Annotated in this window: 17 protein-coding genes; 9 read left to right on the top strand and 8 right to left on the bottom strand. The window is 63.6% G+C overall.

Features of this window, described 5'->3' with window-relative positions:
• Positions 1–45: 45 nt before the first annotated feature.
• Together O9Z70_RS07825 and O9Z70_RS07820 are read left to right on the top strand one after the other, a co-directional pair.
• Positions 46–1,719, top strand: coding sequence for a ribonuclease J (locus O9Z70_RS07825; RefSeq protein WP_286021905.1), 1,674 nt, complete (start codon positions 46–48; stop codon positions 1,717–1,719).
• Between the two features lie 85 nt (positions 1,720–1,804).
• Positions 1,805–2,056 carry a DUF1467 family protein gene (locus O9Z70_RS07820; RefSeq protein WP_286021904.1) on the top strand — a complete coding sequence of 84 codons (252 nt, stop codon included), beginning with the start codon at positions 1,805–1,807 and terminating at the stop codon, positions 2,054–2,056.
• Between the two features lie 183 nt (positions 2,057–2,239).
• Here O9Z70_RS07820 and O9Z70_RS07815 read toward each other — a convergent pair whose 3' ends face one another.
• On the bottom strand, positions 2,240–2,548 hold the full coding sequence (locus O9Z70_RS07815) for an MmcQ/YjbR family DNA-binding protein (RefSeq protein WP_286021903.1): 309 nt from the start codon (positions 2,546–2,548) through the stop codon (positions 2,240–2,242).
• A gap of 293 nt (positions 2,549–2,841) precedes the next feature.
• On the opposite strand from O9Z70_RS07815, the gene proS reads away from it, so the two are divergent.
• The 4 genes from proS (at position 2,842) to dnaE (ending at position 10,175) form a co-directional block, all read left to right on the top strand.
• Complete coding sequence (proS, locus tag O9Z70_RS07810; protein ID WP_286021902.1) at positions 2,842–4,191, top strand: proline--tRNA ligase; 1,350 nt, start codon at positions 2,842–2,844, stop codon at positions 4,189–4,191.
• A 62-nt stretch (positions 4,192–4,253) separates the two neighbouring features.
• On the top strand, positions 4,254–5,561 hold the full coding sequence (locus O9Z70_RS07805; protein WP_286021976.1) for an ABC transporter permease: 1,308 nt from the start codon (positions 4,254–4,256) through the stop codon (positions 5,559–5,561).
• On the top strand, positions 5,554–6,240 hold the full coding sequence (locus O9Z70_RS07800; protein ID WP_286021901.1) for an ABC transporter ATP-binding protein: 687 nt from the start codon (positions 5,554–5,556) through the stop codon (positions 6,238–6,240). The genes O9Z70_RS07805 and O9Z70_RS07800 overlap by 8 nt, the downstream gene beginning before the upstream one ends.
• A 479-nt stretch (positions 6,241–6,719) precedes the next feature.
• The gene (dnaE, locus tag O9Z70_RS07795; protein ID WP_286021900.1) at positions 6,720–10,175 is read left to right on the top strand and encodes a DNA polymerase III subunit alpha; all 3,456 of its coding nucleotides are present in this window, start codon (positions 6,720–6,722) and stop codon (positions 10,173–10,175) included.
• A 15-nt stretch (positions 10,176–10,190) separates the two neighbouring features.
• On the opposite strand, the gene O9Z70_RS07790 is transcribed toward dnaE, so the two are convergent.
• Positions 10,191–10,499 (bottom strand): AzlD family protein, encoded by a 309-nt coding sequence (locus tag O9Z70_RS07790; RefSeq protein ID WP_286021899.1) that lies wholly within the window; start codon positions 10,497–10,499, stop codon positions 10,191–10,193.
• A complete protein-coding gene (locus O9Z70_RS07785) occupies positions 10,483–11,211 on the bottom strand; it encodes an AzlC family ABC transporter permease (protein WP_286021898.1) in 729 nt (242 codons plus the stop codon). The genes O9Z70_RS07790 and O9Z70_RS07785 overlap by 17 nt, the downstream gene beginning before the upstream one ends.
• 291 nt (positions 11,212–11,502) lie before the next feature.
• On the opposite strand from O9Z70_RS07785, the gene O9Z70_RS07780 reads away from it, so the two are divergent.
• Positions 11,503–12,864, top strand: coding sequence for an MATE family efflux transporter (locus tag O9Z70_RS07780; protein WP_286021897.1), 1,362 nt, complete (start codon positions 11,503–11,505; stop codon positions 12,862–12,864).
• A gap of 17 nt (positions 12,865–12,881) precedes the next feature.
• Here the strand turns inward: O9Z70_RS07780 and O9Z70_RS07775 are convergent, their stop codons facing one another.
• Complete coding sequence (locus O9Z70_RS07775; RefSeq protein ID WP_286021896.1) at positions 12,882–13,151, bottom strand: hypothetical protein; 270 nt, start codon at positions 13,149–13,151, stop codon at positions 12,882–12,884.
• A 121-nt stretch (positions 13,152–13,272) separates the two neighbouring features.
• Entirely contained in the window at positions 13,273–14,835 is a 1,563-nt protein-coding gene (locus O9Z70_RS07770) for a serine hydrolase (RefSeq protein WP_286021895.1), read from the bottom strand.
• A 336-nt stretch (positions 14,836–15,171) separates the two neighbouring features.
• Here O9Z70_RS07770 and clpS point away from each other — a divergent pair, with 336 nt between their 5' ends.
• Both clpS and clpA read left to right on the top strand, forming a co-directional pair.
• Positions 15,172–15,588 carry an ATP-dependent Clp protease adapter ClpS gene (clpS, locus tag O9Z70_RS07765; protein WP_286021894.1) on the top strand — a complete coding sequence of 139 codons (417 nt, stop codon included), beginning with the start codon at positions 15,172–15,174 and terminating at the stop codon, positions 15,586–15,588.
• A gap of 9 nt (positions 15,589–15,597) precedes the next feature.
• Positions 15,598–17,937: an ATP-dependent Clp protease ATP-binding subunit ClpA gene (clpA, locus tag O9Z70_RS07760; RefSeq protein ID WP_286021893.1), complete on the top strand. Its 2,340-nt coding sequence runs from the start codon at positions 15,598–15,600 to the stop codon at positions 17,935–17,937.
• A gap of 312 nt (positions 17,938–18,249) precedes the next feature.
• On the opposite strand, the gene O9Z70_RS07755 is transcribed toward clpA, so the two are convergent.
• From O9Z70_RS07755 to O9Z70_RS07745, 3 genes are all read right to left on the bottom strand, one after another.
• Positions 18,250–18,891, bottom strand: coding sequence for a YoaK family protein (locus tag O9Z70_RS07755; protein ID WP_286021892.1), 642 nt, complete (start codon positions 18,889–18,891; stop codon positions 18,250–18,252).
• Positions 18,892–18,904: 13 nt separating this feature from the next.
• Entirely contained in the window at positions 18,905–19,321 is a 417-nt protein-coding gene (locus O9Z70_RS07750; RefSeq protein ID WP_286021891.1) for an HIT family protein, read from the bottom strand.
• Positions 19,322–19,391: 70 nt separating this feature from the next.
• Positions 19,392–20,567: a GNAT family N-acetyltransferase gene (locus tag O9Z70_RS07745; RefSeq protein ID WP_286021890.1), complete on the bottom strand. Its 1,176-nt coding sequence runs from the start codon at positions 20,565–20,567 to the stop codon at positions 19,392–19,394.
• Positions 20,568–20,582 lie beyond the last annotated feature (15 nt).

Here is a 20,582-nt window from a genome sequence, read left to right as displayed (position 1 = left end):
ACCAAAGCTCGGCCGGCGTCGCGCATCGAAAGGAAAAGATAACCCATGGCTAAGAACCAAAGGGATGAACTCGTCTTCCTGCCGCTTGGCGGCGTTGGCGAGATTGGCATGAACATGGCCGCCTATGGCTTCGGTCCGGAGCGTAAGCGCAAATGGATCGTGGTCGATTGCGGCGTCAGCTTCGGCGGGCCGGACCTGCCGGGCATCGAGCTGATCATGGCCAATCCGGAATTTCTCGAGGAAAACGCCGACGATGTCCTGGCGCTGGTCCTCACCCATAGCCACGAAGATCATTACGGCGCCGTGCTCGATCTCTGGCCGGTCTTCGACAAGCCGGTCTATGCCACCCCGTTCACCGCCGCCATGCTGGCGGCCAAGCGGGCAGGGGACGGCATCATCGAAAATGTCGACATAACCATCATGCAGCCGGGCAAGCCGTTCACGGTCGGGCCCTTCACGGTCGAGCCCATCAATGTGGCGCACTCGATCCCCGAGGCCAATGCCTTGCTGATCACCACTCCGATTGGCCGGGCCCTGCATACGGGTGACTGGAAACTCGACCCCACCCCGGTCATCAGCGCCCCCACCAATGTCGAGCGACTGCAGGAAATCGGCGAAGAAACCGAACTGCCGCTGGCTTTGATCTGCGATTCCACCAATGCGGTGAAGGAGGGCGAGAGCCCGAGCGAGCAGGAAATCGGCGACAATCTCGCCAAGCTGATCGCCGACGCCCCCCATCGCGTCGCCGTCACCACCTTCGCCTCGAATGTGGGGCGTGTCGTGTCCATCGTCCGCGCCGCGCACAAGGCGGGGCGTGAAGTGGTGATGTCCGGCCGCTCGTTGCACCGCATCATGGGCATCGCCAAGGAAGTCGGCATGCTCGAAGGCCTGCCGCCATTGCACGACCAGGACATGTACAAGTCCATAGCGCGCGACAAATGCGTGCTGATCTGCACCGGCAGCCAGGGCGAATCCCGTGCCGCCATTGCCCGTATCGCCCGCGGCGACCACCCGATCATCGATCTCAATGCCGGCGACCGCATGATCTTTTCGTCCTGGGCCATCCCGGGCAATGAACGCGAAGTCGCCGATATCCAGAACCTGCTGATCGACAAGGGCGTCGAAGTCATCACCGCCAACGATGCCCTCGTGCACGTCACCGGCCATCCGCGTCGCGGCGAGTTGCAGAAGCTCTATTCCTGGGTGAAGCCGAACGTGCTGGTGCCCGTCCATGGCGAAGCCATGCATCTGGAGGCCCATGCCAAGCTGGGCCGCGCCGCCGGCATTCCCAATGTCTGCGAGACCCGCAATGGCGACATGGTGCGGCTCTTCCCCGAGCCGATGGTCATGCCGGCCGAAGTGCGCACCGGCGAGCTCTATCTCGACGGCCTCGTGCTCTGCACCCCGGAAGAAAGTGGCGTCAAGGGGCGGCGGCGGCTGTCCTTCGGCGGCATGATCATCGTCAGCCTGGCGGTCAATTCCAGCGGCCACGTCGTTTCAGGACCGGAAATGGTCGTGGAAGGCCTGCCGGAAACAGAAGAGGAATCGATCGCCGAACTGGTGGAAGACACCATCGCCGGCGTCATCAAATCCATGCCGCCCAAGCGCCGCTCCGATACCGAAGTGCTGAATTCGGCGCTGTTCAAGGCCATCCGCAACGAGGTCAACTCCTTCTGGGGCCGCAAGCCCAATGTCAGCGTGTTCGTGCACCGGATCTAGGGCGGAGCCGCTATCGGCGCCCTGCGGCAATAGGAACCGCAGGTTGCCGCTTTCGCCGGAGCGGCGCGCGGGTTAAGGATAGGCCATGCAAATCGGTTCGCTCATCGCCGTATATTTCGTTGTCTGGTGGATCACCCTCGTCATGGTGCTGCCCATCGGCAATCAAAGCCATCACGAGGCCGGCGTCGAAACCGTCGCCGGAGGCGATCCCGGCGCGCCGCTGAAGCCGCGGCTGATCTTCAAGCTATTGCTGGCGACGCTGCTGGCGGCAGTGTTCACTGCCCTGCTGATATGGGGTGTTTCCAACGAGACCCTGCATAATTACTGGAACCGCTGAGCGGGGGACCGTGTGATCGGTCCAAAACCGCCACTCGTCACCCTCGCGCTTGACGCGGGGGTTTTTGTTTGTGGGGGTAGCCGCAAGAACCCTCGCGTCAAGCGCGAGGGTGACGATCTGGGAAACGGGCGAGAGGGTGACGATCCGGGAGGGCGCGCGAGAGCGATGATCGGGGAAGGGGCGCTACTTCACCGCATGGGCATGCGCCATGGCCAAGGCAGCCGCGATATCCGGCTCGGTTGCCGGCGCCAGCATGATCGTCGTCCAGCCCTGCCTGCCCCAGCCATTGTCGATGGCCTCAAATATGTCCGGCGCCACCAGACATTTCAGTTCCTGCTCTTCGGGAGTGAATTTGAGATTTGCCGAAAGCCCGTCCGCCGCGAGCGTCGCGTAATTGCGTTTCACCTTGAAGGCGACCCGGTCGAAATGCGGCGCGCTCGTCGTGCCGGGCAGGGCCATCGCAATTCGCGTGAAGGTTTCAGCACTGGCCATAATACATTGAACTCAAACAAAAAAGCGGGGCACGAGGGCCCCGCTGAAATGAGTTTGTCCGACAATACGTTGGTCTTAGGCGCGCTACAAAGCGGCAGCCAACGCTCCTCCCTTGACGTTGTCGACGTCCGGCGGTTTGGGCCACCTTTGTTTTATTGGCTCGGACCCTAACAACACTTTTTGGCTCTGCCAAGCAGATTCTGCATAGCTTGCATGCTTGCATCGAATGGAGTGTTAGGATTTGAGTGGGCATCAACAGAACCCTCGAGTCGACGTACCTGTTCGGAGTTTTCATGCGTCTTTCCCGCTATTTCCTGCCGGTGCTGCGCGACGTGCCCAAGGAAGCTGAGATTGTCTCGCACCGCCTGATGCTGCGCGCCGGCATGATCCGTCAGCAGGCATCCGGCCTCTATTCCTGGCTGCCGCTCGGCTACAAGGTGCTGATGAAAGTGCAGCGCATCATCGAGGAAGAGCAGAACCGCTCCGGCGCCATCGAATTGCTGATGCCCACGATCCAGTCCGCCGATCTCTGGCGCGAATCGGGCCGCTACGACGCCTATGGCAAGGAAATGCTGCGCATCGCGGACCGGCACGAGCGCGAATTCCTCTATGGGCCGACCAATGAGGAGATGATCACCGACATCTTCCGGGCCTATGTGAAGTCCTATAAGGACCTGCCGCTCAATCTCTACCATATTCAATGGAAATTCCGCGACGAGGTGCGCCCGCGTTTCGGCGCCATGCGCAGCCGCGAATTTCTGATGAAGGACGCCTATTCCTTCGATCTGACCAAGGAAGACGCGGTCAAGGCCTATGAGCGCATGTTCGTGGCCTATCTGCGCACCTATGCCCGCATGGGGCTGACCGCCATTCCGATGCGCGCCGATACCGGTCCCATTGGCGGCGATCTCAGCCATGAATGGATCATCCTCGCCGAAACCGGCGAGAGCCAGGTGTTCTGCCACAGGGACCTGCTCGACAAGCCCATCCCGCCCAAGGACGTGGATTTCCGCGGCGATCTGAAGCCCATTTTCGACGACTGGACCTCGCTTTACGCCGCCACCGAGGAAATGGTCGACCAGGCCGAATATGAAGCCTTGGTCCCCGCGGACAAGCGCGTATCGGCGCGCGGCATCGAGGTCGGGCACATCTTCTATTTCGGCACCAAATATTCCGAGCCGATGAAGGCCAGCGTCACCGGCCAGGACGGCAAGGAAACCATTGTTCATATGGGGTCCTACGGCATCGGCCTGACCCGCGTCGTGCCGGCCATCATCGAGGCCAGCCATGACGAGAACGGCATTATCTGGCCGGTTTCGGTGGCGCCGTTCGAAGCGGTGCTGATCAATCTCAAGGCCGGCGACGCCGAAACTGATGCGGCCTGCGACACGCTCTATGCAGAGTTCAATGCCGCCGGTCTCGACATGCTCTACGACGATCGCGACCAGCCGGCCGGCTCGAAGTTCGCCACGGCGGATCTGGTCGGCATTCCCTATCAGGTCATTCTGGGCCCGCGCGGCCTTAAATCGGGCGAAGTCGAGATCAAGCATCGCAAGACCGGCGAGCGCGAGACGCTGCCGCTAAGCGGGGCAGTCGAGCGCCTCAAGAGCCTGATCGAACCGCAGCGGATGACCGACATTTGACCTCGAACGCGCCAGACGTCCCGGCAAACCGGGAAACCCGCCCCTTTGCCCGGTTCGAGTGGATGATTGCCGGACGCTATCTGCGCGCCCGCCGCAAGGAAGCGTTCATTTCCGTCATCGCCAGCCTGACCATGGTGGGGGTCGCTATCGGCGTCGCCACGCTGATCGTGGTCATGTCGGTGATGAACGGATTTCGTGGCGAGTTGCTGGACAAGATTCTCGGCCTCAACGGCCATTTCACCGCCTATCCGATCGAAAGCCAGCTCACCGATTACCGGGAAACGGTGGCGGCGCTGGAGCAGGTCGATGGCGTCAGCTTCGCCGTCTATTTCGTCGAGGGCCAGGTGCTGGCCTCGGGGCGCGGCTCGTCCACCGGCGCCACCGTGCGCGGCATGGATGAGGAAAACCTCCGGAAGTTGACCTTGCTCTACAATGGGGCGGAGCAGGGGGGCTTCGACCAATGGGACGACAGCCGCGGCGTCGCCATCGGCTATCGCCTGGCGCAGACGCTCGGCGTCGGCATCGGCGATCAGGTGCAGCTCATCAATCCCGAAGGCACGATGACGCCGTTCGGCTCGACGCCGCAAATCCGCTCCTATCCGGTCAATGTGATCTTCAATCTCGGCATGGTCGAGTTCGATTCCTACTTCATGTATATGCCGCTCGAACCGGCTCAGGATTATTTCAAACTGGTCGATGAGGTGCTGAAGCCCGGCATGGGGCCGCTCGATCCGCTGGCGAGCGATGCGGAAATCGATGCCGCCTATGAACGGGTGGCGCGCGTCTCGGCCGCCGAGATCTTCATCAACGACCCGGATGGCGTAGGCGTCATGCGGCAGCGCCTGCAATCGGCGCCCGGCATAAGACCGCTGATCCTCACCTCCTGGCAGGAACGCAACCAGACTTTCTTTTCGGCCCTGCAGGTGGAACGGGTGGTGATGTTCACCATCCTCTCCATGATCATCCTCGTCGCCGCCTTCAACATCATCGCCAGCCTGATCATGCTGGTGAAGGACAAGAGCGCCGATATTGCGGTGCTGCGCACCATGGGCGCGACGCGCGGCTCGATCATGCGCATCTTCTCGATCACCGGCACCGCCATCGGCTTTATCGGTACGCTGGTCGGCTTCGTGCTGGGCCTGATCGTGGCGTCGAATGCAGAGGCCATCCGCGCATCGATCTCCAACCTGCTCGGCGTGACCCTGTTTCCGCCGGAAGTCTTCTTCCTGTCCTCGCTGCCCAGCCGTGTCGATCCGGTGGAAGTGACCGTCGTGGTGTGCATGGCCCTTGGCCTTTCTTTCCTCGCCACGCTCTATCCCGCCTGGCGCGCCGCGCAATATGATCCGGTGGAGGCCCTGCGCTATGAATAAGCCGCATCTGCGCCTTTCCGGCGTGCATCGCCATTACGGCGAAGGCGAGCGCATGGTCCGCGTGCTCGAAGCCGCCGATCTTGTCGTGGACAGCGGCGAGATGGTGGCGCTGGTCGCGCCATCGGGCGCCGGCAAATCGACCCTGCTGCATCTCTGCGGCCTGCTGGAATCGCCGCAATCGGGCGAGATCGAGATCGTCGGCCAGCCCACCAGCCGGATGGGCGACCGGGCGCGAACGCAATTGCGGCGCTCGACGGTGGGCTATGTCTATCAATTCCACCATTTGCTGCCCGAATTCACCGCGCTCGAAAACGTGGTCATGCCGCAATTGATCGCCGGCCGCTCGCAGAAGGACGCGGAGGGCCGGGCCATGGACCTGCTCGATCTGCTCGGCGTGGCCCCGCGCGCCGAGCATCGTCCGGCCGAACTCTCCGGCGGCGAGCAGCAGCGTATCGCCATTGCCCGCGCCGCCGCGAACCATCCGCGCGTCATCCTCGCCGATGAACCGACCGGCAATCTCGACCCCGAAACCAGCGACCGCGTTTTCGAGGCCCTGAAAGATCTCATCCGCAATGAAGGCGCCGCCGCCCTGATCGCCACCCACAATTACGACCTTGCCCGACGGGCGGACCGGATCGTGACGATCAAGAACGGGTTGGTGGTTCCGCATACGCTGTAGGGCGGGCCAGCCGTCACGGCGTTTCCGCACCGTTTGATTCTTGGCGGCTACGTTCGTCACCCTCGCGCTTGACGCGAGGGTTCTTTTTTGTGGACCTGCGACAAGAGCCCTCGCGTCACGATCCGGTAAAGAGGCGATAGCCCGGCTCAAGACGGGCGAGGCACAGGAATCTCTGATTCCGCCAAAGCGGAAAGCTCCTAACGATTTCCTAACCAGTTAACCTCTGTCCCCGGTTTCACCGATGTTCCTGTATGGACGAGAACAAATATCGAACATATAAGAACAATACGGAAACACAGGAGATAGAGATGCTCGATTTCGTCAAGGACTTCGCCGCTTTCGTTACCTTGGGTGTGTTCACCATCGGCTCGCTGGCCTGGATGGATATCCTGACCAAGCTGGTGTGATGGCTGTGGATTGAGCGCTGTGTGGTTTGACCTTGCGAGGCCGGTGCCACAGAGTCCGCCAAGGAGATGCATATGCGCGGCCCCGGCTTCATTCACCTGCACGTTCATTCGGCTTTCTCGCTCCTCGAAGGAGCGTTGCAGCTGGAAACCATTCTCAAGCTCGCCGCCGAGGACGGGCAGCCGGCGCTCGGCATAGCCGATACCAACAATCTTTTCGGTGCGCTGGAATTCTCCGAAAAGGCCACCAAGAAGGGCATCCAGCCGCTGATCGGGGTCGAGCTCGCCGTGGATTTCGCCGCGGCGGAGGAACGGCTGAGCGAGCGCGGGCATCTGGCCTGGGCCGGCAAGTCCAGCATCGTGCTGATGGCGCAATCGGAGGAAGGGTTTTCCAACCTCTCGCAGCTCGTCTCCCGCGCCTATCTTGAAGGCGAGGATGGCCTGGCGCGGGCCCGGCTGGATTGGCTGACCCGCGATAGCCTGTCGGGCATCATTTGTCTTTCCGGCGGTCCCGAAGGGGCCATCGACATGGCCTTCGCCCATGGCCAGGACGCCAATGCCGTCCGCCGCCTTGATCTATTGGCCGATCGCTTCGGCGACCGCTTCTATATCGAATTGCAGCGCCATGGCCGCCCGCTGGAAGCCGCTGTCGAGCCGCGCCTCATCGATTATGCCTATCGCAAGGGCATTCCGCTGGTGGCCACCAACGAACCATTCTTCAAGTCCGAGAAGGAGTTCGAGGCGCATGACGCCTTGCTGGCCATTGCCGGCGGCTCGGTGCTGGCCCAGACCGAGCGGCGCAAGCTCGGCGACCAGTATTTCTTCAAGACCCGCGCCCAGATGGCGGAGCTGTTCTCCGACCTGCCCGAGGCGCTGGATTCGACGGTGGAGATCGCCCGCCGCGTGGCCTATCGCCCGCGCACCAGGGACCCGATCCTGCCCAAATTCGCCGCCGGATCGCATGACAGCGAAGAGGCCGTGGTGGCGGCGGAAGCGGCCGAACTGCGCCGGATCGCCGTCGAGGGCCTGGACAAGCGGCTGGAAGTCACCGGCATCGCCCCGGGCAAGACCGAGGCCGAATATCGCGAGCGGCTAGATTTCGAGCTGAACATCATCGAAAGGATGAAGTTTCCGGGCTATTTCCTCATCGTGGCCGACTTCATCCAATGGGCCAAGGGCCACGATATCCCGGTGGGGCCGGGACGCGGCTCGGGCGCCGGGTCGCTCGTCGCCTATGCCACCACCATCACCGACCTCGATCCGCTGCGCTATAATCTGCTGTTCGAACGCTTCCTCAATCCCGAGCGCGTTTCGATGCCGGACTTCGACATCGACTTCTGCCAGGACCGGCGCGAAGAAGTCATCGACTATGTGCAGGACAAATACGGCTCGAGCCAGGTCGCCCAGATCATCACCTTTGGTACGCTGCAGGCCCGCGCCGTGCTGCGCGATGTGGGGCGGGTATTGCAGATGCCCTATGGGCAGGTCGACCGCATCTGCAAGCTGGTGCCCGCCAATCCGGCCGATCCGTGGTCGATCGAGCGGACCATGAAGGAAGTGCCGCAATTCAAACAGATGGCGGACGAGGACGAAACGGTCGGCCAATTGGTGGAGATCGGCAAGGCACTGGAAGGGCTCTATCGCCACGCTTCCACCCACGCCGCCGGCATCGTCATCGGCGACCGGCCCTTGCAGGAATTGCTGCCGCTCTACCGCGATCCGCGCTCGGATATGCCGGTCACCCAATATAACCTCAAATGGGTCGAGCCGGCGGGACTGGTGAAATTCGACTTTCTGGGCCTCAAGACCCTGACCACCATCCGCTATGCCGTCGACATGGTGAAAAACCGCGGCATCACCCTCGATATCGACGCCATCCCGATAGACGATGCGGCGACCTACAAGCTTTATGCGCGCGGCGATACCTACGGCATCTTCCAGTTTGAAAGCGCCGGCATGCGGCGGGCGCTGATGGAGCTCAAGCCCGACCGTATCGAAGACCTGATCGCCATGAACGCGCTCTATCGGCCCGGCCCGATGGACAATATTCCCAGCTTCATCGACCGCAAGCATGGCCGCGAGCCGGTGGATTATCCGCATGCGGCGCTCAAGGAGGTGCTGGACGAGACCTATGGGATCATCGTCTATCAGGAGCAGGTGATGCAGATCGCCCAGCTTCTCTCGGGCTATTCGCTGGGCGAGGCCGACATGCTCCGCCGTGCCATGGGCAAGAAGATCAAGGCGGAAATGGACGCCCAGCGCGTTCGCTTCCGCGAAGGCTCCGGGCCGCAGGGCATCAGCGAGGCGTTGGCCGACCAGATTTTCGACCTATTGGCCAAGTTCGCCAATTACGGCTTCAACAAGAGCCACGCCGCCGCCTATGCCTGGGTGTCCTATCAGACGGCTTATCTCAAGGAACATTTCCCGCACGAATTCTACGCCGCCTCCATGACCCTCGACATGGCGCAGACCGACAAGCTGTCCGATTTCCGCCGCGAGGCCGGCAGGAAGGGCATCGAGGTCGTGCCGCCCTGCGTCAACCAGTCCGAAGTCGTGTTTTCGGTGAAGAGCGAGCGTGTCCATTACGGCCTCTCGGCGGTAAAAGGCGTCGGCCGCGCCATGGCGGAACACATCGTCGAGATGCGTGGCAACACGCCCTTCAAGGATTTGGGCGATTTTGCCCGCCGCGTCGATCCGCGCGTCCTCAACAAGCGGACGCTGGAAACCCTGGTCAATGCCGGCGCCTTCGATGCCCTGGCGCCGCGCCGCGAAGTCGCCTTCGCCGCCGTGGAAGCGGTTATCGGCACCGCCCAATCGCTGACCGCCGACCGCAGCAGCGGACAGGTCTCGATGTTCGACTCCGTCGAGGAAGAGCCCTTCCGCCTGCCGACGGGCGTGGCCGTGTGGAATTCCACCGAGCGCGCCGATCGCGAACTGGCAGCGATCGGCTTTCACCTGTCGGCCCATCCGCTCGACGCCTATGCCGACCTGTTCGAAAAAGTGCGGGTACAGCGCTGGAGCGATTTCGAACGGGCGGTGAAGGATGGCGCCGGGGCAGGGCGGCTGGCCGGAACCATTTCGTCGCGCAATGACCGGCGCACCCGCAAGGGGACGCCGATGATGATCCTGACCCTGTCGGACCAGAGCGGCACCTTTGAGTGCATCGCCTTCTCCGAGCAGATCAACGAATTCGGCGCCGTGCTGCAACCCGGCAATTCCGTCATCCTCCAGGTGGGGGCGGACGAGCGCGCCGAAGGCATCAGCCTGCGGCTGATTTCCGCCGAGCCCATCGAGGGATTGGCGGAGCGGGTGGACCGGCAATTGACCATCTTCGTGGCCGATGCCAAGGCGCTTGGGCCGACAACGGCGCAGCTCAGGCGCGGCGGCAATGGGCGGGTGAATTTCGTGGTCATTCGCGATGGCGGAGCGCGGGAATACGAGATCGAGCTGCCCGGCAAATATAATGTCACCGCCGAAGTCGCCGGCGGCATCAAGGCGCTGGACGGGGTGACGGATGTGCGGTTCGCCTGAAGGTGACGGGCCGGACTAGGCGCCCAGCCAGAGGCGCATGAAGTAGACGGTCAGCACGCCGCTTGCCATGGCGGCAAAGAGGTTTCGCGACAGGATGAAGATGGCCGCTGTGGCTAAGGCGGCGATCACCTCGGCGAGGCCGCCGGTGACCAGCGCCGGCGCCACCAGCGCCGCAAGCACCGCGCCGGGAATATGCTTGAGCCAGGCGGCGGCAAAGCCCTCGCGGGGCAGGCGGTCGGCCAGCAGCAGGCCACCAGCCTTGACGGCTATGGTGACGAGGGCCATGCCGAGAATGGCCAATAGGGCTTCAGGCGATATGTGCATGCTTGCGCACCTCGACCAGGGCGCCCGCGAAGCTGCCGGCGATGCCGCCGACCAGGATATGCCAGCTGCCTTCGATATATTGGGCGGTGACGATGGCGGCGAGCGCGGCGACCAGCCAGGGAACGAGATCGCCCTTGCCCTTCCACATGCCCAGCAGCAATGCCAGGAAAGTCGCGGTGAAAGCGAAATCGAGGCCCCAGCGCGTCGGATCGTCGATGGCCGAGCCAAGGCCATAGCCGATTAGATTGGTGCTCATCCATGAAATCCAGGCGAGCGCGCCGCCGCCCATGAGAAATGCCACGCTGCCGCCGCCCCGCGCCATGGCGGCGACGGTCATGGCCCAGTTCTCGTCGGTCACCAGATACATGCTGAGCGCGCCACGGCCGAGCTTTCGGTCCGGATAGAGCGGGCGGAGGGTGGCGGTCAGCAGCAGATAGCGCAGATTGACGATGAGTGCGGCCAGGATCAGCGGGCCGATGGGCAGCGTTGCCGGCACCGCCGTCCACAGATCCAGCGCCACGAATTGCGCCGAACCGGCAAAGACCAGCCCGCTCATCAGCACCACTTCGAGCGGGCTCAGGCCGGCGCCGCGCGCCAAAACGCCCCAGACCAGCCCATAGGCGGCGACCGATATGGCGACCGGCAGGCAGGCACGGGCGCCGGCGAAGAATTGTTCAACGGTAGAATCAAATGTGGTGGCGGCTTGAGACATGGCCGTTGTCTAGCACAGGGCAGGGCGGGGTTGGCGATGACAAGTGGTCCTATTCCAGGGGCATAGGTGCCGAGACGCGGCCGGTCCGGGCCGGACCGGTTGACGCCCCAGAATGGCGGGCGTAGAGAGGCCGCAATGTCATTGCCAAGCCTCCAGCGCCCGTCCAGCCGGCACCTTCATTCCGGGGTGTGAATTGGTCCCTCCGGCGGGCTGAATATTGCTCAGCGCCATGCCGGCTCCGGGGATTCCCGCCGTGACGTGCCATTCGATGTCTTTTTCTGGAGCGTTCCCATGAATCCCGATTCCACCCGCCCGCTCTGGCAGCGGTTCAGCCTGTTCCTGATCCCGCTCATGGCCTCCAATATCCTGCAGGCGCTGTCGGGAACCATCAATTCGATCTATGTCGGACAGATGATCGGCGTGGAGGCTCTGGCCGCCACCGCGACTTTCTTCCCGATCATGTTCTTCCTGATGAGCTTCATCATCGGGCTGTCGGCCGGGTCCACCATCCTGATCGGGCAGGCCTGGGGCGCCAGGAATATCGACAAGGTGAAGCAGGTCACCGGCACGACGCTGAGCGCCACCCTGGCCCTGGGCATTGTGGTCGCCATCGTCGGGGGCATCTGGGCCGAGCAGATCATGACCGTGCTCGGCGCCCCCGAGAATATCCGCGATCTCTCCGTCGGTTACGCCCGTATCGTGCTGATCGGGATTCCCGGCTTTTTCCTGTTCCTGGTGGTGACATCGGTGCTGCGCGGCGTGGGCGACACGGTTACCCCGTTGTTCTCGCTCATCCTGTCCATGATGGTCAGCCTGCTGGTGACGCCGGCGCTCATTCAGGGATGGTTCGGCCTGCCGCAATTGGGGGTCAATGCCGCGGCCTGGGCGATGATTGCCGGCTTTCTGACGGTCCTGGTGTTCCTGTTCGTCTATATGCGCGTCCGCAAGATGCCGCTCGCTCCTGATCGCGTGCTGCTCGCCGCCATGCTGCGGCCCGATTTCAAGCTGCTCGGCCTGATATTGAAGCTCGGCGTGCCCACCGGCCTGCAAATGGTTATCTCGTCGATTGCCGGCATCGTGGTGATCGGCCTGGTCAACCGCTTCGGCTCGGACGCGACCGCCGCCTATGGCGCGCTGGGTCAGGTAATGAGCTATGTGCAATTCCCGGCCATGTCGATCGGCATCGCCGCCTCGATTTTCGCCGCCCAGGCCATCGGCGCGCGCAAGATCGACCAATTGGGCGCCATCACCCGTATCGCCTTCATCTTGAATCTGGTCATCACCGGCGGCCTGATCGTCCTTGCCTATCTTTTCAGCCAGCATGTCGTGGCCCTGTTCATTACCGATCCGGACGTGGTCGCGCTCACAGAAACGCTGCTGCATGTGGTGCTTTGGAGCATCCTGTGTTTCGGCTGGAGCATGGTGTTTTCCGGGATCATGCGCGCCAGCGGCACCGTCTATGCGCCGATGCTGCTATCGCTGGCCTGCATCCTGCTGGTCGAGCTTCCGGGCGCCATCTGGCTCAGCCAGACCAGCCTCGGCCTTGTCGGCATCTGGGTGGCTTATGCGGCCGGCTTCACCATGATGCTGGTCTTGCAGGCAAGCTGGTATCAGTTCGTCTGGAAGCGCAAGGAAATCGTGGCGCTCATCTGAGCGCCGCGATCCGCGGATCACTCGCCCAGGGATAGCCGAATGGCGCGCTTGCCGCCGGGGGCGAAGACGTCGATCTCCACCTGCGCCGGCTCCTGCGCCATGCGGCGGGTGCGGGCCGACAGGGTCATGACCACCGCGAGCAGATCGCCGACGGAGCGGCGCTGCCGCGGCAGCATGCGCTCCGTCATGCCGGCCAGGGCCCGGTTGCGCATGGCGGGATCGGGAGAGGCCAGAGGGGAGCGGCCGATGAAGCTGGCCAGTTCGACAAGAGCACTACGGTCACTCATTGGGCTACTCCATACACAAGCACCAAATCGCTGCTTCCCCGGTCGATGGCCGGCGGCCGGTGAGGCCAGACCATCCAGTTCCTGCGGCCGGCGGTTGATCCGCCGCGCCGCACAGTCTTGATCAACCCTGCATCGCCAGGCAGGCGAGGTCCTGACCCTTGAGGCGGTCGCACATTGCCGCCGCCGCGTTCCGGTCGCCGAAGCCGACGAACCGGGCGCGGTAGAAGATCTGGCCGTTCTTTTCGAAGCGTTCGACATAGGAGCGGAAGTCGCCGAGAGAACCGACCTTTCCCGCGGCGTCGGACAACATTGCCCGGGCGCTGTCCTCGGAAGGACCGGCACCGATCTGCACGATCCAGGCGCCGGGCGGGGCCGTGGTTGCCGCGGCGGTCTGAACCGATCCGGAATGCATCAGGTCGACGGGCTGGCCGCCGGTGCCGCCCTCTACTTCACCGGGAGGCAGGAGCGGGGCCGATGGCGCCGTATGGCCAAGGGCAGCGGGCGGCGCGCCCAGATTGTAGGTTTCGCTCAGCCAGGCACCGATGACGTCCTGGCTCGGATAATCCGGCTGCGCCTGGGTCGGCGCGGCCAGGACATTCGCGGCCTGGACCGCCGGCGCCAGACCGAGATCGGCCGGCACGGGCGTGGGCAGGACCGGAGCGGTGGCCGCCACCGCAACCGGGGCCTGCTGCGGCTGGGCGCCATTGCCGGCGACGAGCTGAGCCAGGCGGAAATCGGGCATTGGCGTCGGCATGGCCAGCGTGGGCTTGCGCGGCGCGGCGAGGGCGAATTGGGTATTGCCTTGGCGGCCGGGCAGCGGAACCATCGCCGTCTGCAAATAGTCGCCCCGGCGGCCCTTGGTCAGGTAGGAGGAGACCAATTGACGGACTTTCTCGTCGCGGGCGGCGGCGGAATTGAAGCCGAAGGCGACGATGACGATGTGGCGATTGTCCTTGCGGGCGGCGGTCAGCAGATTGGAGCCGGCGGCGTTGATATAGCCGGTCTTGATGCCGTCCACGGCGCCCATATAGCCAAGAACCCGGTTGTGATTGCCATAGGTCTTGCCGCCATATTTGAAGGAGGTGGTCTGGAAGTAATTGTAATATTGAGAGAAATGCTGATAGATCGCGATGCCCAGGATCGCCTGGTCGCGGGCCGTGGTCACCTGACCGCCATCGGGCAGGCCGGAGGCGTTGCGATAGGTGGTGTTGCGCATGCCCATGGCGCGGGCCGTGGCGGTCATGCGCTCGGCGAATTTGCTTTCCGTGCCGGAAATATGCTCGGCGATGACGCGGGCCATGTCGTTGGCCGACAGCGTTACCAATGACTTGATGGCATCTTCTACCGAAATGGTCGAGCCGGCGCGCAGGCCGAGCTTGGTCGGCACGGCGGCAGCGGCGTGCTTGGAGACGGTCATCTTGGTGGTGAGGCTGAGATTGCCGGCCTGCAATTCCTGAAACAGCAGGTAGAGCGTCATCACCTTGGCGACGGAGGCCGGGTAACGCCTTGAATCCGCTTGGTCTTCGTAGAGGACCTTGCCGGATTTGGCGTCGACGACGATGCCGGCATATTTGCGGAGGTTTTCAATGGCATGTACGGGCGTGGCGATGGCCAGCACGACAAGGAAGGCAGCGATGGCGCGAAAAAACCTCGCGCGCCAGGGGGTCTTTTCCAAGGAAATCACCCGGTACTCCAATTACTTATCTCGGGCATCCTGCCCGTACGCAACTCGTTTGACGCGGCGATTTTCGGGGAGCCCTCACACCCCGATCATCATCCTTTCGATGAAGCTACGCCCATGCCGTTACCATTCCGTAAAATGCGATCGATTTGTCCGCTGCCGCTGCAAGCGGGTAACAGACTGTTACCATCGAGGCTTGCCGCGGCGCGATTTAGCCGCGGATTTGTGACTTATTCCGCCTCTCACATATTCGCGAACCGACAGGCCTTAACACTGGCCCGATTTTGCCTACATAATGGGTCCAACCTGCTGCGTCGTTTTCCTCAGGCGGCCATTGCCATGACCATGACTCCCAATCTGCCCTTATCACCCCTGCCGAGCCGCGCCGGCCGCGCGCGTCCTATCGCCGTGGGCGGACCCGAGGATGACGATGGCCGCCGCCGGGGCGGAGACGACGCCAATTTCGAAACCGGGACGGTGACCAAGACGCGTCCCAAAACCAAAAGGCCGAACCTCTATCGGGTTCTGCTGCTCAACGACGACTACACGCCGATGGAATTCGTCGTTCTGGTCCTGCAGGACGTCTTCAACAAGTCACGCGAAGACGCCATGCAGATCATGCTGCACGTGCACCAGAAGGGGGTGGGTGAGTGCGGCGTATATCCATACGAGGTTGCCGAGACCAAGGTGACCCGGGTGATGGATACGGCACGCAAGAACCAGCATCCGCTGCAATGCGTGATGGAAAAACAGTAGGAATATCATATGCCCTCATTTTCGCGCGGACTCGAAAAGGCCCTGCACCAGGCGATGAACCTGGCCCGTGAGCGCAACCATGAGTTCGCCACGCTCGAACATCTGCTGCTCGCCCTGACCGAGGACCGCGAGACGATCGCGGTGCTGACCGGGTGCGATGTCGATATCGACGCGCTCAAGAGCGACCTCGAAGATTTCATCAACGAAGAACTGGACAGCCTGATCGTGCCCAACGGCCAGGATGCGCGGCCCACTGCCGCCTTCCAGCGGGTGATCCAGCGCGCGGTCATCCATGTGCAATCCTCCGGCCGGGAAGAGGTCACGGGCGCCAATGTGCTCGTCGCCATCTTTGCCGAACGCGAGAGCCATGCCGCCTATTTCCTCGAACAGCAGGACATGAGCCGGCTGGACGCGGTCAATTTCATCTCCCACGGCATCACCAAGTCCGGCCCGAGCGAGGAGCGCAAGGTGCGCGGCGCCGAGGACGGCGAGGGCGCCGCCGAAGGCGGGGCGGAAGGCAAGAAGAGCTCGGCGCTGGCCGATTTCTGCGTCAACCTCAACGAGAAGGCCCGCGCCGGCAAGATCGATCCGGTGATCGGCCGCGATGCCGAATTGCGCCGCACCATCCAGGTGCTGTGCCGCCGCTCCAAGAACAATCCGCTCTATGTGGGTGACGCGGGCGTCGGCAAGACCGCCATTGCCGAGGGCCTGGCCCGCAAGATCATCGAAGGCGACGTGCCCGAAGTGCTCAAGGAAGCGGTGATCTATGCGCTCGACATGGGCTCGCTGCTGGCCGGTACCCGCTATCGCGGCGATTTCGAAGAGCGGCTGAAAGCGGTGATGAAGGAACTCGAAAAGATGCCGCATGCGGTGCTCTTCATCGACGAAATTCACACCATGATCGGCGCCGGCGCCACTTCCGGGGGGGCGCTCGATGCCTCGAACCTGCTTAAGCCCGCTTTGGCGAGCGGGGCGATCCGCTGCATCGGCTCGACCACCTACAAGGAATATCGCCAGTTCTTCGAGAAGGACCGGGCGCTGGTCCGCCGGTTCCAGAAGATCGACGTCAACGAGCCCAGCGTTCCCGATGCCATCGAGATCGTGAAGGGCCTGCGGCCCTATTTCGAGGACTTCCACAAGCTCAAATACACGGACGATGCCCTCAAGGCCGCCGTGGAATTGAGCGCCCGCTACATCACCGACCGCAAGCTGCCGGACAAGGCGATCGACGTGATCGACGAGACCGGGGCCAGCCAGATGCTGCTGCCGGAAGACCAGCGCAAGAAGCTGATCGAAACCGAGGACATCGAAGCGACCATCGCCTCGATCGCGCGGATTCCGCCCCGGTCGGTTTCCAAGTCCGACGCGGAATTGCTGTCGAGCCTGGAGCGCAGCCTGCACAATGTGGTGTTCGGACAGGAGCAGGCGATTTCGGCGCTGTCCTCGGCGATCAAGCTGGCCCGCGCCGGCCTGCGGGAGCCGGAAAAGCCCATCGGCTCCTACCTGTTCACCGGTCCGACCGGCGTGGGCAAGACCGAGGTGGCCAAGCAGCTCGCCGATACGCTGGGCGTGGAATTGCTGCGCTTCGACATGTCGGAATATATGGAGCGGCACACGATCAGCCGGCTGATCGGCGCGCCGCCGGGCTATGTCGGCTTCGATCAGGGCGGACTGCTCACCGATGGCGTCGACCAGCATCCGCATTGCGTGGTGCTGCTGGACGAAATCGAGAAGGCGCATCCCGATCTCTACAACGTGCTGTTGCAGGTGATGGACCATGGCAAGCTGACCGATCACAATGGCAAGGCGGTCGATTTCCGCAATGTCATCCTGATCATGACCTCCAATGTCGGCGCCGCCGAACTGGCCCGCGCGCCCATCGGCTTCGGCCGCAAGCGCGAGCAGGGGGACGATGAAGAGGCGATCAACCGCACTTTCAGCCCCGAATTCCGCAACCGGCTCGATGCGATCATCTCCTTCGCGCCGTTGCCGCGCGACGTGGTGCGCCGGGTGGTGGAGAAGTTCGTGTTGCAGCTCGAAGGCCAATTGGCCGAGCGCGGCGTCACGATCAACCTCACCCCGGAAGCCGCCGACTGGCTGGCCGAGCACGGCTATGACGAGCGCATGGGCGCCCGCCCGCTGGGCCGCGTGATCCAGGAGCACGTCAAGAAGCCGCTGGCCGACCAAGTGCTGTTCGGCGAATTGGTCAATGGCGGCTCGGTGACGGTGGCCGTGGTTGGCGAAGGCAGCGAAGCCAAGCTGGAACTGGTGGCGGTGCCGCCGCGCCCGGCCAAGCCCAAGGCGCTGCCCAAGCCGAAAAAGCCCAAGGCTACGGCGGAAAAGAACTAAGAGCGAAGGCCGGGAGCGATCCCGGCCTTTTTTGTATGGGGGTGGGCTTCACTTGGCCGGCCTCGCGGTTCGACAGGCTCACCATGAGCTTGTGGGGAAGCGGGGCTTGTTCGGAGGGGTGTTGGAGGGCTCGGAACCTTACCTCTCCCTTGGGAGAGAGGTCGGCCCACAGGGCCGGGTGAGGGGGCCTTTTCACCCATGCGAATTTGCCGGAAGGCCCCCTCACCCCAGCCCTCTCCCCCAGAGGGAGAGGGGGCGCAGGGGCGCTGGCCATAAGGTCCGGGGAGCGGTGTTGGAAAGCGGCCGCCCGGTTCAGGCGTGGCGGGCGGCGCGCAGATGGTAGAGCGTGAAGGCGGCATAGATGGCGACGGGCAGGGCGAGCGCGCCGATGCCGATGAAGCGGTAGAGCAGGGCGCCCAGGATGGCGCCGCCGAGCAGGCCGAGCCAGACGGCCAGATGCTGGGCCCAGCGCCAGGGCGGCGCCTTGCCCTTGAGCGCCAGCGCCAGATCCTGGCCGGCGACATAGAGCGTTCCGGTGACGAAAGTGGCGCCCAGCCGCACGGCGCCGCGCATGGGCAGGATGGCGTTCTGCGCGCCGGCGGCGGCGGCCAGGACCAGCATGGTCTGGCTGGGCGGGAAGCCGCCAAGGGTCAGGGCCAGGGAACAGGCCACGCCCAGCGTGACCCCGAAACTGACGGCAGCGCCGCCCCAGCGGGCACTGGAGGTGGCGAGCAGTGTGGCCAGGATGCTGCCGACGAAAAACAGCGCCACCAGCGACAGGGTGAGTCTGAATACCGGCCAGGCGCCCTCGACCAGGGCCGTGCCGCCATGGGTGGTGTTGCCGCTCATGAAGGAAATGAAGAAGCCGCCCAGCTCGATGAAGCCGACGGCATCGATGAAGCCGGCGGCGGCGGTGAGGATCATGCCGAGGATTAGATGGCGGGCCGGGGTCATGAAGACATCTGCGCTAGAGCCTTGCCGCGATGGCGCTGGCCAGGGCGGCCAGTTCCGCATCGTCGGCCTTGCCGCCGCCATGAGGAGCGAGGGCCACGCCTTCGTAAGCGGGAATGAGGTGGAAATGCAGGTGGAACACCGTCTGGCCGGCCGGGGCCTCGTTGAACTGGGCGAGACGGATGCCATCGGCATCGGTGGCGGCCATGATCGCGGCGGCAACCCGCTGGACCAGCGGCATGATGGCGGACAGCGCGGCGGGATCGGCGTCGAGAAGATTGCGGGACGGGGTTTTGGGGATGACCAGCGCGTGGCCCGTCGACTGGGGGAAGATATCCATCATCACCAGCGCCGTGTCGTCCTCATAGACCTTGTGGCAGGGCAGCTCGCCTTTGAGGATCTTGGCGAAGATATTGGCGGAATCGTAGGACATGTATGGCTCCCGGGGACTCGTTGCGCCCAATGTGTAGGGCGGCGCGACGCAGGAGGGAAGGGGCGGCGGTTCAACGCTCCTGCCGCTCGCCCTTCCGGAACGGGGTGAAGGTTTCGAGCATTTCCTGCTGACGCTCGACCGCCGAGCGCTCGTCTTCGAGATAATCGGCGATGGCGTGGCGGAGGCCGGGATGGGCGATCCAGTGGACGGAATGGGTGCTGACCGGCTCGTAGCCGCGGGCCAGCTTGTGCTCGCCCTGGGCCCCGGCCTCGACCACGGCGAGCTGGTGGGCGATGGCATAGTCGATGGCCTGGTAATAGCAGATTTCGAAATGCAGGAAGGGCACGTCGCGGACGGCGCCCCAATTGCGGCCATAGAGGCGGTCGCGGCCCCGGAAATTGATGGCGCCGGCAATGGGCTCATTGCCGTCATAGGCGAGCATCAGAACCACGCTGTCGGCCATATATTGGCCGAGCAGCGAGAAGAAGGCGCGGTTGAGATAGGGGCGGCCCCATTTGCGGGCGCCGGTATCCTCGTAAAAATCGAAAAAGGCGTCCCAATGGCGCTCCTCGATGTCCCGGCCGGTGAGCCAGCGCACCGTCAGGCCATCGGCCAGCGCGTCGCGGCGCTCGCGGCGGATGGTCTTGCGCTTGCGCGAGGACAGGGTTTCGAGGAAGTGCTCGAAACTGGCATAATCGCGGTTGTGCCAGTGAAATTGCGTGTCGGTGCGGCGCAGCCAGTCGAGGGAGCCGGCCAGTTCCGCCTCGGGTTCGGGCAGGAAAGTGAGATGCACCGAGGACGCATCGAGGCGGGTGGCGAGCTGCTGGGCGGTTTGCAGCAGCGCGGCCTGGGCTTGCAGCGAACCGGACGGCACCAGCAGCTTGGGCGCGGTGGCGGGGGTGAAGGGCACCGAGCCTTGCAGCTTGGGGTAATAATGGCCGCCGGCGCGCTCAAGCGCATTGGCCCAGCCATGGTCGAAGACATATTCGCCCATGGAATGGGATTTGAGGAATAGCGGCAGCAGGCCGACAGGCTGGCCGGTTTGGTCGCTGAGCAGGATATGCTGCGGCTGCCAGCCGGTCTTGCCGGTGGCGCAGCCGGATTCCTCGAGGGCGCGGAAAAAGGCATGGTCGAGGAAGGGATTGTCGGCAATCCCTGCCGTCGCGGGGACGAGGCCGTTCCAGACCGCCTCCGGAATGGCGGAACTGGAGGGATGGATTGTCGCCGTATAGGCTTGTTCTGGCACTGCTGAATGAGCCTT

It is taken from the genome of Devosia sp. YIM 151766, from assembly GCF_030285925.1.
In the GTDB taxonomy this organism is placed as follows: Bacteria; Pseudomonadota; Alphaproteobacteria; order Rhizobiales; family Devosiaceae; genus Devosia.
The sequence above is the reverse complement of the archived record's forward strand: the minus strand, read 5'-3'. Positions and strand labels throughout refer to the sequence as shown.

Coding starts and splice junctions, on each gene's coding strand:
- O9Z70_RS07825 (WP_286021905.1), top strand. CDS start 46: ATGGCTAAGAACCAAAGGGATGAACTCGTCTTCCTGCCGCTTGGCGGC.
- O9Z70_RS07820 (WP_286021904.1), top strand. CDS start 1,805: ATGCAAATCGGTTCGCTCATCGCCGTATATTTCGTTGTCTGGTGGATC.
- O9Z70_RS07815 (WP_286021903.1), bottom strand. CDS start 2,548: ATGGCCAGTGCTGAAACCTTCACGCGAATTGCGATGGCCCTGCCCGGC.
- proS (WP_286021902.1), top strand. CDS start 2,842: ATGCGTCTTTCCCGCTATTTCCTGCCGGTGCTGCGCGACGTGCCCAAG.
- O9Z70_RS07805 (WP_286021976.1), top strand. CDS start 4,254: ATGATTGCCGGACGCTATCTGCGCGCCCGCCGCAAGGAAGCGTTCATT.
- O9Z70_RS07800 (WP_286021901.1), top strand. CDS start 5,554: ATGAATAAGCCGCATCTGCGCCTTTCCGGCGTGCATCGCCATTACGGC.
- dnaE (WP_286021900.1), top strand. CDS start 6,720: ATGCGCGGCCCCGGCTTCATTCACCTGCACGTTCATTCGGCTTTCTCG.
- O9Z70_RS07790 (WP_286021899.1), bottom strand. CDS start 10,499: ATGCACATATCGCCTGAAGCCCTATTGGCCATTCTCGGCATGGCCCTC.
- O9Z70_RS07785 (WP_286021898.1), bottom strand. CDS start 11,211: ATGTCTCAAGCCGCCACCACATTTGATTCTACCGTTGAACAATTCTTC.
- O9Z70_RS07780 (WP_286021897.1), top strand. CDS start 11,503: ATGAATCCCGATTCCACCCGCCCGCTCTGGCAGCGGTTCAGCCTGTTC.
- O9Z70_RS07775 (WP_286021896.1), bottom strand. CDS start 13,151: ATGAGTGACCGTAGTGCTCTTGTCGAACTGGCCAGCTTCATCGGCCGC.
- clpS (WP_286021894.1), top strand. CDS start 15,172: ATGACCATGACTCCCAATCTGCCCTTATCACCCCTGCCGAGCCGCGCC.
- clpA (WP_286021893.1), top strand. CDS start 15,598: ATGCCCTCATTTTCGCGCGGACTCGAAAAGGCCCTGCACCAGGCGATG.
- O9Z70_RS07755 (WP_286021892.1), bottom strand. CDS start 18,891: ATGACCCCGGCCCGCCATCTAATCCTCGGCATGATCCTCACCGCCGCC.
- O9Z70_RS07750 (WP_286021891.1), bottom strand. CDS start 19,321: ATGTCCTACGATTCCGCCAATATCTTCGCCAAGATCCTCAAAGGCGAG.